Origin of the sequence: Bacillus sp. AY2-1, assembly GCF_008368965.1 — a bacterium.
GTDB lineage: Bacteria > Bacillota > Bacilli > Bacillales > Bacillaceae_G > Bacillus_A > Bacillus_A thuringiensis_S.
In genome coordinates this window covers 37524-48210 of record NZ_QPEL01000065.1, presented here as the reverse complement: position 1 = coordinate 48210, position 10687 = coordinate 37524, and the positions used below count along the sequence as shown (strand labels likewise).

Genomic DNA, 10687 nt, shown 5'->3' with positions numbered 1-10687 from the left:
AAGAACTACTTGGTCGCTCAGAAGCGACTTTATCAATATAACATTTCGTTACATTCTCGTCAACAACTTTTTTCAATAAGTTGTTTTTCGTTTGTTTTGCTTGTTACCTTTCGTGGCAACGAATATAAATATACCAGTTTGATTATTAAAATGCAATAGTTTTTCTAATAAAATTTTTAACTTAGTAAAAAAGTATAAAAACAGCACATTTCTTCTATATAAGTATAATTTCTCGCACCATCAAGATCTATTATACCCACGCAACTCATACTCAAATAAAAAAAGCTTTGGAGAAATCTCCAAAGCTTAGTCTTGTTTATGGCGCATAGCAGGGAATAATAATACATCACGAATAGATGGTGCATTTGTTAATAACATAACTAGACGATCAATACCAATTCCTAATCCACCCGTAGGAGGCATACCGTACTCAAGAGCTTCAATATAATCGTCATCCATCATATGTGCTTCGTCATTACCTTTTTCACGCTCTTTTAATTGCGCTTCAAAACGTTCTTTTTGATCGATCGGATCATTTAACTCAGTAAATGCATTTGCATGTTCACGTGCAACGATAAATAATTCGAAACGATCTGTGAATCGTGGATCTTCATCATTCTTTTTCGCAAGTGGCGAAATTTCTACCGGATGACCGTAAATAAATGTTGGTTGGATTAATTTATCTTCTACTTTTTGCTCGAAGAACTCATTAATAATATGACCAACTTCCATTGTATCCTTAATTTCTACATTATGTTCTTTCGCAAGCTCACGCGCTTCTTCTACACTCATCGGATTCCAGAAATCCGCTCCAGAGTGTTGCTTAATTGCATCTACCATATGAAGACGTGTCCATTCTGGTTCTAGATTAATTTCATAATCACCATATTGGATTGTTGTTGTACCCAATACTTTTTTCGCAATATGAGCAACCATATTTTCTGTTAGTTTCATAATATCATTATAATCAGCGTACGCTTCATATAATTCAATCATCGTAAACTCAGGGTTATGACGAGTTGATACACCCTCATTACGGAATACACGGCCAATCTCATAAACTTTTTCTAATCCGCCCACAATAAGACGTTTTAAATGAAGTTCAATTGCGATGCGCATATATAATTCCATATCTAACGCATTATGATGCGTAGTGAAAGGACGAGCAGATGCTCCACCTGCAATCGCGTGCATCATAGGCGTTTCTACTTCAAGATAACCGTTGTCATCTAAATATCTTCTCATTTCACGAATAATTTTACTGCGAGTAACAAATGTTTCACGACTTTCCATACTTGTAATTAAGTCTAAGTAACGTTGACGGTATCGTTGTTCAACATCTTTTAATCCATGATATTTATCCGGTAACGGACGGAGAGATTTCGTTAAAAGCGTAAATCCCGTTGCTTTTACTGAAAGTTCTCCAACGTTTGTTTTGAACACTTTACCTTCAATACCTACTAAGTCACCTAAATCTGCTGTCGTAAATAACTCGTACTCTTCATCTCCAACAGTATCTTTACGAACGTAAATTTGAACTTGTCCGTGTAAATCTTGAATGTGCGCGAATCCAGCTTTTCCTTTACCGCGTTTTGTCATAATACGACCAGCGATAGAAACAGTGATTTCTTTCTCTTCTAATTCTTCTTTAGAGAATTCTCCATATAAACTTACTAAGTCGGTCGTTGAATTTGTGCGTTCAAATCGTTTACCGAACGGATCGATTCCTTGCTCACGTAAATTATGTAGCTTTTCACGACGAACAAGCAATTGGTCGTTTAATTCTTCGTGGTTCATGTTATCCATGATATTGATATCACTCCAGCTCTATTAATTTTTACAATATATACAGTATAGCATTTTCTACTCAACTAGAAAAACTGCCAGCAACTAACTGGCAGTTCTTCTTTCTTTCACGTAATTATAGGAAGTGTATAGAAGAATGTCAATCTCCTATGTTCCTTATTAACCAACGTAAATTGTTTGTTGTTTCGCTTCTACTTCTTCTACAAATGCACCTAACACATTCGCAAGGTCTTCACGTGTGTTACAAGCATTAATACCATTACGTACACTCGCATTACCACGAACACCTTTTAAATACCAAGCTGCATGTTTTCTCATCTCTCTTACAGCGACACTTTCGTTCTTTAAGTCGATAAGACGATCTAGATGCAACATACATACATCAATTTTCTCGCGCACTGTTGGTTCCGGCATTAATTCACCTGTCTCTAAATACTTTACTGTACGATAAATCATCCATGGATCCCCAAGAGCCGCACGGCCAATCATAACACCATCTACACCAATCTCATCAAGCATGCGCTTCGCATCTTGCGGTGTTTCGACATCACCATTTCCGATAACCGGGATATTCACAGCTTGCTTTACTTGTTTAATGATATCCCAATCCGCTTTACCTTCATACATTTGCACTCGCGTACGTCCGTGAACCGCCACAGCTTGTCCACCAGCACGCTCAATAGCTCTAGCATTTTCTATTGCGAAAATATGTTCTTCATCCCAACCGATACGCATTTTAACTGTAACCGGCTTTTCAACGGCATCTACAACTGCTGCTACCATTTCATATATTTTATTGGGATCTAAAAGCCACCTTGCCCCCGCATCACATTTTACGATTTTCGGTACTGGGCAACCCATATTGATATCAATAATATCTGCTGTCGTATATTTATCTACGTATTTCGCAGCATCTACAAGAGTTTCTTTCTCTCCACCAAAAATTTGTAAACTTAACGGTTTTTCTCTCTCATCGATATATAACATATCTAATGTTCTTTTGTTATTCAGTAATATTGCCTTATCACTTACCATTTCAGCACAAACTAGACCTGCACCAAATTCTTTCACTGTTAAACGGAATGCAGAATTACACACTCCCGCCATCGGTGCTAATACAACCGGATTTTTCATCTCAATATTTGCAATCTTTAACAATCAACCTACTCCTTCCTGCACAGTCACTTTGGCATTAATTCATCTATCGAAACATTTAATGCCTTAGCAACTTCTACTACAAAATCTTGAGAAGGTGATCGATTCCCTCTCTCAACTTCACCTAAAACAGATACAGATACCCCTAATTCTTTAGCAAAACCTTCTTGCGTGTAGCCTTTTAGCTTTCGAAAAGCACGAATGCGTCTTCCCCATTTTTCTGCTTCCATACCGTTACTCCCTCTCGCCTTTTCATTTCTTCTACTTGTGAACGTGAAATGTTTTGTTTTATGTCTTGATTAATCTCTAACAACGGAACGATAACAAAAGCTCTTTCAAACATCCGCGGATGCGGAACAATAAGATTCTCTGCTTCAATATTCTCTTGATTATAAAGTAAAATGTCAAGGTCGATAGTCCTCGGCCCCCACCTAATTTCCCTTTTTCTTCCTAGGTCATTTTCTACTTTTTGTGTTACTTTCAATAATTCTTGTGGTGATAAATTGGTAGAAATTTTTATAACTAAATTTAAAAAGCAACTTTGGTCAGTATAGCCAACTGGCTCAGTTTCATATACAGATGAAATATCATCAACCTGAATATAAGGATTTTTATTTAAGAACTGAATCGCTTCGGTTAGATACGTATAACGCTCTCCAATATTTGACCCTAATGCAATGTATGCTATATTATTCATGGACGTTCTCTCGTAATTTCTACTGCTACAGCACGATAATGACCTGGTATCGGTGGATCCGGCTTAATTACCTTAATTGTACATCGTGAAATACTTTCATATTGTTTTAATATATCTGCAGCAATATTTTCAGCGATACTCTCCACAAGCTTATACTTTCTATCTTCAACAACTTTTCTACATAATTCGAAAAGCTCTCCATAATTGACCGAATGCTCTAATTCATCACTTTCCCCTGCACGCTTTAAATCCAACTCCACCGTTAAGTCAACTTTAAATCTCTGACCTAATTTATTTTCCTCCGAGAACACACCATGATAACCGTAAAACTCCATATCATGGATATAAATTTTATCCAATTACTTTACCCCCTTACCAATCATTGCATCCATCATTTTAGCCATACGCGCCATTTCTTTCACATCATGGACACGAACAAACTCACAACCCTTTTCAATACCAAGACAAACAGTAGCTCCCGTTCCCTCAAGGCGTTCCTCTACTGGCAAATCTAATACGTGCCCAATAAAGGACTTTCTCGATGTACCTAAGAGAACCGGATAACCTAGCACATTTAACTGTTCTAAATTACGCATCACCTCTAAGTTTTGCTTAGGTGTTTTAGCAAAACCGATACCTGGATCTAAAATAATATTCTCATCTCGCACACCAGCATTTTTAGCAATTTTGATACTATCATACAAATCAGCAATCATATCCGCCATTAAATTACGATAATTCATATTATCGCGGTTATGCATTAAAATGATAGGTACATCATAATGAGCTGCGACTTCAGCAATTATTGGCTCCGCCTTCGCTCCCCAAATATCATTAATAATATGAGCACCAGCCTCAATTGCTTGCTTTGCAACTTCAGCTTTATATGTATCGATAGATATAGGCAATTTCACTTCTTTTGAAACCGCTTGAATCATCGGGACAACTCGCTTTATTTCTTCTTCTACTGATACTTTAGCAAAACCCGGGCGAGTAGATTCGCCACCAATATCAATAATATGAGCACCTTCACCTTGCATTTCTTTTGCATGACGTACCGCAGCATCTACCTCGTTGTAACTCCCACCATCAGAAAACGAATCTGGTGTTACATTTAAAATCCCCATAATTAATGTCTTTTCATTTAAATTCAATGTATATTCGCCGCAGCGTAAATCATAATCCCACTTCAAACTACACATCTCCTCTTCGTAATTCATTTCTGCTCCATAATTTCTCTCTCTGCATTCCATAAAGGTACATTAAACTTTTTGTAACTACTCCTACTTTACCCGGGAAATCCTGCGCTTCTATACGATAAAGCGGAACAATTTCTTGAATTGAGTTTGTTACAAAGACTTCATCTGCTGAAAGTAATTCATCTTTTGTAAAGAAACCTTCCTTTACTTCTATATTCAATTCTTCAGCACTTTTTATAATAAACGCACGAGTGATACCATTTAAAATCCCTGTTTTTAACGAAGGTGTATATAAAACATCACCTTTCACAAAAAAGAGATTCGAAACAATCCCCTCTGCAACATAACCTGCTTCAGTAAGGAAAATACCTTCCTTGCTCACTACATTTCCAATTTCACGCTTCCCTAAAATATTATTTAGATAATGATGAGACTTCAGACGAAATGCTCCTTCTGGTGTATTTCGCACTTGTTTTAAAATAACCCCTTCTTTTTCTACTACATCTCCTGGAGCTGTTAAAGGTTTTATAAAAACAATAACCGAAGGGTCTTCATACATTTCCGTTTGTAATCCTATTTCATCTACACCTGCTGATACATTAAAACGTACATACGCATGTTCCAATTCATTCTTAGCGAGTAGATTTTTCAAAATAAGCATCACGTCATCTTTTGTCATTGTCCATTTAATTTGCAATGCATCTAGCGCACCTATTAAACGGTTATAATGATCATCTAACAAAAAAGGATGACCATTATAAATACGAAATGTCTCAAAAACTCCCAGCCCATATAAATAACCATGGTCATAAGGGGAGATTTTCGCTTCATTCGCTTCTACATACTCGCCATTTACGTAAATTAACATGATGTCACACTTGGACTATATTTACGAATGAAGTTCTGTAGTAACTCTTTCCCATGAGAAGTCATAATAGATTCTGGGTGGAATTGCACACCCTCTATCGGCAGTGTCTTATGACGAATCGCCATAATTTCCCCTTCCTCTGTCCAAGATGTTACCTCTAAACAATCTGGCAATGACTCTTTCTTAACAATCAGGGAATGATAACGCGTTGCAGTAAATGGATTAGGAATATCTAAGAAAATCGTTTTCCCATCATGATGCATAAGTGACGTTTTTCCATGCATTAATCGCTCTGCACGAACAACTTCTCCACCAAATACTTGTGCAATCGATTGATGCCCAAGACAAACTCCAAAAATCGGAATCTTCCCAGCAAAGTATTTAATAACTTCCATACTAATCCCCGCTTCATTAGGACTACATGGACCTGGCGAAATCATTAAGAAATCTGGTTTCATATTCTCAATATCTGCAATACTCACTTCATCATTACGCTTAACAACAAGCTCTTGTCCAAGTTCTCCAAGAAACTGTACTAAATTAAATGTAAAAGAATCATAATTATCAATCATTAATATCATTTCTCTCACCTAACCGTTTCTTCGCTACTTTCTTTTGCACGCCATAAAGCAATTGCCTTTTTTAACGACTCTTTATATTCATTTTTCGGATTTGAATCAATTACAATTCCCGCTCCAGCTTGCACATGTGCTTGCCCATCTTTCGCAAGAAGCGTTCTAATGACAATATTTAATTCCGTATCTCCAGAATAACCAATCCAACCAATTGAACCTGTATAAATCCCTCGACGAACAGGCTCTAATTCTTCTATAATCTCCATCGTACGTATTTTCGGTGCACCAGTAATTGTTCCACCAGGAAATACAGCTTTCACTAAATCGAAAGCATCCTTATCTTCTTCCACCTCACCACGCACATTGGAAACGATATGCATAACATGTGAGTACTTTTCAATTACCATAAATTCATCGACTTCTACAGTACCATATTTACAAACACGTCCTAAATCATTTCGCTCTAAATCTACAAGCATCACATGCTCTGCTCGTTCCTTTTCGTTCTCAATTAATTCCCTTGCTAAGTCTTGATCCTCTTGTTCATTTGCACCTCGGGATCTTGTACCTGCAATTGGTCGTGTACTTACTTCTTGCCCTTGTTTTTTAATCAGCAATTCAGGCGAAGCACTAACAATTTGAAAATCCCCAAGCTCTAAGTAACCCATATATGGAGATGGATTAATTTTACGAAGACTTGTATAAATTTCTAGTGGATGCGTTTGTAAAGTTCTTTCCTGTCTTGTCGACAAGTTTACTTGAAACACATCACCATTTCCAATATACTCTTGAATACATTCAACAGCCTTCATAAAGCCTGCTTCTGTAAAGGCAACCGCTTCATTTTTCTTTTTAGGACGTTCAAACGGCATAGTCACTTCAGGCACTTCTGCCGTCCAAAGATCCTTCCATTCATTTAAACGTTCTTCCGCTTCTGCATGCTTATCTACATAATGTGTAATAATCCACAATACCTTTTCTTTTTGATCATAGACAAACACATCATCAAATAATAAAAAGTATATATCGGGTATATTCAGATCATCCTCTGCAAGAGAAGGGAGTTTTTCAATATAACGGATACAATCATAACTAAAGTAGCCCATTGCACCACCTTGAAAAGGTGGGTACTCTGGATTGTAGTCTGTTTTCCATTTCTCCATATATTCTTGCATTAAATCTAATGGATTCCCTTTTTTTATTGTTTCCTTACCACTTTCACTTATATGTAACTTTACACCCTTTCCTTGGATTGCCGCTACCGGGTTTAAACCCACTATGTTATAACGACCGCCACGTCCACTTTCCAGCAAAATATGTTGCGGCTTATCCTGAGAAAGAAATTTATATTGCTTAAAGAAATCTAACTGATATGGAATAGAAAGCGCTAAAGATTTTCTTCGTTGCATATCAACACCCCGTCTTCTTTTATCCCACCCTCTTAGATGAACCACCTCAAACTACATAAGTTATTTATATAGAGATTGATTATACTCGAAGGCTAGTGAAAATAATTTAATTATACTACCTCTTATTTTACATGAAGTTTTCTAGTCATTCACTCTTTTCCTATTTCCAATCCAAAAAGAAAAAGCATCCTTTTTCAAGGATGCTTTTTCAATCGCATTTAATTATGATTCAAATTGATAAAGTGGTGTACTTAAATAACGTTCACCGTTACTTGGAATAATAACGAGTACCTTTTTCCCTTTACCTAACTTTTTCGCAACTTCTGTTGCTGCATAAATAACTGCTCCTGAAGAGATACCAACTAAAATACCTTCTTCTTTAGCCACTCTTCTCGCATATTCAAATGCTTGCTCTGTTTTCACTTGAATAATTTCATCATATACTTCTACATCCAATGTCTCTGGGACAAATCCCGCCCCAATTCCTTGGATTTTATGTGGACCTGGTTTCCCACCAGATAACACTGGTGAATCCGCAGGTTCTACTGCATAAATTTTAATACCTTCATATGCTTCCTTCAGCACTTCACCAGCACCAGTAATTGTTCCACCTGTACCAATACCTGCAATAAACGCATCTAATTGATCACCCATTTGTTCAACAATTTCTGGACCTGTTGTTAAACGGTGAATTTGTGGATTCGATTGATTTTGGAACTGTTGCGGTATAAAGTAACCATGCTCTTTTGCTAATTCAGTTGCTTTACGAATTGCTCCACCCATCCCTTCAGGACCTGGAGTCAATACTAATTCAGCACCGTAAGCACGTAATAAATTACGACGCTCAATACTCATTGTTTCTGGCATTACTAAAATTGCATTATATCCTTTAGCAGCCGCTACCATCGCTAAACCAATACCTGTGTTACCACTTGTTGGTTCAATGATTGTATCGCCCTCTTTTAACAATCCCTTTTTTTCAGCATCTTCAATCATAGCTAGTGCAATACGATCTTTAACGCTACTCCCCGGATTCATAAATTCTAGTTTTAAGTATATATCTGCGCTGTCTGATTCTACGATGCGGTTCAACTTAACGATCGGCGTTTTCCCGATTAATTCTGAAACTGATTGTGCCACTCGCATTCCTGTCACTCCTAACACCGAGTATTTTTATTGGTTTTATCTATATTTAGATTTTGTCAGAAAATTCCCTGTTTGTCAATCTATTCGGAGGGTTAATCCCCTTATTACAAATTCTCAATTAAATTTGTAATATCTTCTTTAGAGAACTTGTAACGTTCATTACAGAAATGGCAATGAACTTCTGTCTCTTCTTCTTCTTCACGAATTTGCTCTAACTCTGTTTTACCTAAACTAATTAACACACTCTCAATACGCTCACGTGAACACGTACAATTAAATTGAACATCCATTGTTTCTAATACTTTTACTTTATCTTCTCCAAGGACTGCATATAGTAGCTCTTCTGGAGAAAGGCCTCGTTCAATCAATGTTGATACAGGCGGGATTTTTTGCAAACGATCTTCAATGAATGAAATTGTTTCTTCCTGTGCGCCCGGCATAATTTGAAGGATAAATCCACCCGCCGCTAATACGCTGTCATCTCCATTTACAAGAACACCGACACCAACAGAAGAAGGCGTCTGCTCAGAAACTGCGAAATAATACGTGAAATCTTCCCCTAGTTCTCCCGAAACGATTGGGGATTGACCGATAAACGGCTCACGCATACCAATATCTTTAATTACTGTTACAAAACCTTCTGTACCTACCGCTTGATATACACGTAATTTCCCTTGTTCCGTTCCTTCAAAATCAACATGTGGATTCGTTACGTAGCCACGTACATCTCCATTTGCATGAGCATCCACTAAGATAGGGCCAATCGGACCATTACCTTCTACCTTAATCGTTAACTTTTGATCACCTTTTAACATCGCACCCATCATTGTACCTGCAGTTAAAGAACGACCAAGTGCCGCCGAAGCTGTCCTCCATGTATCATGACGTCTTTGTGCCTCACTTACTGTATTTGTTGTACGTACACTATACGCACGTACTTCTCCATCAAACGCTAACGCTTTTACTAAATAATCTTTCATACTTATTTATTCACCTTTCTCCTGCTGTAAATTTGCATTACGCTCATATAACATATACAAGCCTTTTAACGTTAAAAATGGATCTACAATATCAATTACATTCGATTCCTCTGAAATTAATTTCGCCAATCCACCTGTTGCAATAACTTTCGGTTCTTGTTTAGCTTCCTCTTTCATACGCTTAACAATACCTTCCACTTGTCCTACATAACCATAAAGAATACCTGATTGCATCGCACTTACTGTATTCTTCCCAACAACACTGCTCGGTTTTGTAATTTCAATACGAGGAAGTTTTGCCGCCCTACTATATAAAGCCTCTGCTGAAATCATAATTCCTGGCGTAATAACTCCACCCATATAATGCTTTTCTTCATTAATATAACAATATGTAGTAGCCGTACCAAAATCAACAATAATAAGTGGACTTCCATACAATTGGATTCCTGCTACTGCATTTACAATTCGATCTGCGCCTACTTCACGTGGATTTTCATATTTAATATTTAGCCCCGTTTTTATTCCAGGTCCTACTACAAGCGGTTTAATTTTAAAATACTTTTCACACATACGTTCTAAAGCGAACATAATTGGTGGTACGACTGAAGACACAATAATACCTTTCACATCTTCAAACGAGAGACCCTCATGATCAAGTAACTGTTTTACAAGCATTCCATATTCATCTTCTGTCTTATGACGATCTGTTTCCATGCGCCAATGCTGACGAAGTTCCCCCTCTTCAAACACGCCTAGTACAGCATTTGTGTTCCCTACATCCAATACAAAAATCATATTCTCACCACTTATCTTATTTAATCTATATTTGTGTAGTATGTATAAAACTTATAA

The 10687-nt window shown here is 37.1% G+C and carries 12 protein-coding genes; all 12 read right to left on the bottom strand.

The genetic code is table 11. From position 1 onward, the window contains the following. Window positions 1–306 precede the first annotated feature (306 nt). Window positions 307–1806: a lysine--tRNA ligase gene (gene lysS / locus DN403_RS16050; RefSeq protein ID WP_000369684.1), complete on the bottom strand. Its 1500-nt coding sequence runs from the start codon at window positions 1804–1806 to the stop codon at window positions 307–309. Between the two features lie 159 nt (window positions 1807–1965). After that, a complete protein-coding gene (gene dusB / locus DN403_RS16045) occupies window positions 1966–2964 on the bottom strand; it encodes a tRNA dihydrouridine synthase DusB (RefSeq protein WP_000912244.1) in 999 nt (332 codons plus the stop codon). Window positions 2965–2987: 23 nt separating this feature from the next. Continuing rightward, a complete protein-coding gene (locus DN403_RS16040; RefSeq protein ID WP_000387030.1) occupies window positions 2988–3191 on the bottom strand; it encodes a helix-turn-helix domain-containing protein in 204 nt (67 codons plus the stop codon). Beyond that, window positions 3143–3658: a 2-amino-4-hydroxy-6-hydroxymethyldihydropteridine diphosphokinase gene (gene folK, locus DN403_RS16035; protein WP_001059450.1), complete on the bottom strand. Its 516-nt coding sequence runs from the start codon at window positions 3656–3658 to the stop codon at window positions 3143–3145. Before folK ends, DN403_RS16040 begins: the two co-directional genes overlap by 49 nt. Further along, window positions 3655–4017, bottom strand: a complete 363-nt coding sequence (gene folB / locus DN403_RS16030) for a dihydroneopterin aldolase (RefSeq protein WP_149185579.1) — start codon at window positions 4015–4017, stop codon at window positions 3655–3657. Before folB ends, folK begins: the two co-directional genes overlap by 4 nt. After that, complete coding sequence (gene folP / locus DN403_RS16025; RefSeq protein ID WP_002084136.1) at window positions 4018–4878, bottom strand: dihydropteroate synthase; 861 nt, start codon at window positions 4876–4878, stop codon at window positions 4018–4020. Further along, entirely contained in the window at window positions 4853–5725 is an 873-nt protein-coding gene (gene pabC, locus DN403_RS16020) for an aminodeoxychorismate lyase (RefSeq protein WP_000909860.1), read from the bottom strand. Before pabC ends, folP begins: the two co-directional genes overlap by 26 nt. Further along, a complete protein-coding gene (pabA, locus tag DN403_RS16015; RefSeq protein WP_000602284.1) occupies window positions 5719–6306 on the bottom strand; it encodes an aminodeoxychorismate/anthranilate synthase component II in 588 nt (195 codons plus the stop codon). Before pabA ends, pabC begins: the two co-directional genes overlap by 7 nt. 5 nt (window positions 6307–6311) lie before the next feature. Then, window positions 6312–7709 (bottom strand): aminodeoxychorismate synthase, component I, encoded by a 1398-nt coding sequence (pabB, locus tag DN403_RS16010; protein ID WP_001189702.1) that lies wholly within the window; start codon window positions 7707–7709, stop codon window positions 6312–6314. Window positions 7710–7931: 222 nt separating this feature from the next. Next, entirely contained in the window at window positions 7932–8855 is a 924-nt protein-coding gene (gene cysK, locus DN403_RS16005) for a cysteine synthase A (RefSeq protein WP_001261716.1), read from the bottom strand. A gap of 104 nt (window positions 8856–8959) precedes the next feature. Continuing rightward, entirely contained in the window at window positions 8960–9835 is an 876-nt protein-coding gene (hslO, locus tag DN403_RS16000) for a redox-regulated molecular chaperone HslO (protein WP_000656369.1), read from the bottom strand. A gap of 6 nt (window positions 9836–9841) precedes the next feature. Beyond that, entirely contained in the window at window positions 9842–10630 is a 789-nt protein-coding gene (locus DN403_RS15995; RefSeq protein WP_000578366.1) for a type III pantothenate kinase, read from the bottom strand. Window positions 10631–10687: the final 57 nt, after the last annotated feature.

What these genes read in the sequence shown, in the direction of transcription:
- lysS (WP_000369684.1), bottom strand. Translation starts at nt 1,806, where the DNA reads ATGGATAACATGAACCACGAAGAATTAAACGACCAATTGCTTGTTCGT.
- DN403_RS16040 (WP_000387030.1), bottom strand. Translation starts at nt 3,191, where the DNA reads ATGGAAGCAGAAAAATGGGGAAGACGCATTCGTGCTTTTCGAAAGCTA.
- folK (WP_001059450.1), bottom strand. Translation starts at nt 3,658, where the DNA reads ATGAATAATATAGCATACATTGCATTAGGGTCAAATATTGGAGAGCGT.
- folP (WP_002084136.1), bottom strand. Translation starts at nt 4,878, where the DNA reads ATGAATTACGAAGAGGAGATGTGTAGTTTGAAGTGGGATTATGATTTA.
- pabC (WP_000909860.1), bottom strand. Translation starts at nt 5,725, where the DNA reads ATGTTAATTTACGTAAATGGCGAGTATGTAGAAGCGAATGAAGCGAAA.
- pabA (WP_000602284.1), bottom strand. Translation starts at nt 6,306, where the DNA reads ATGATATTAATGATTGATAATTATGATTCTTTTACATTTAATTTAGTA.
- pabB (WP_001189702.1), bottom strand. Translation starts at nt 7,709, where the DNA reads ATGCAACGAAGAAAATCTTTAGCGCTTTCTATTCCATATCAGTTAGAT.
- cysK (WP_001261716.1), bottom strand. Translation starts at nt 8,855, where the DNA reads ATGCGAGTGGCACAATCAGTTTCAGAATTAATCGGGAAAACGCCGATC.
- hslO (WP_000656369.1), bottom strand. Translation starts at nt 9,835, where the DNA reads ATGAAAGATTATTTAGTAAAAGCGTTAGCGTTTGATGGAGAAGTACGT.
- DN403_RS15995 (WP_000578366.1), bottom strand. Translation starts at nt 10,630, where the DNA reads ATGATTTTTGTATTGGATGTAGGGAACACAAATGCTGTACTAGGCGTG.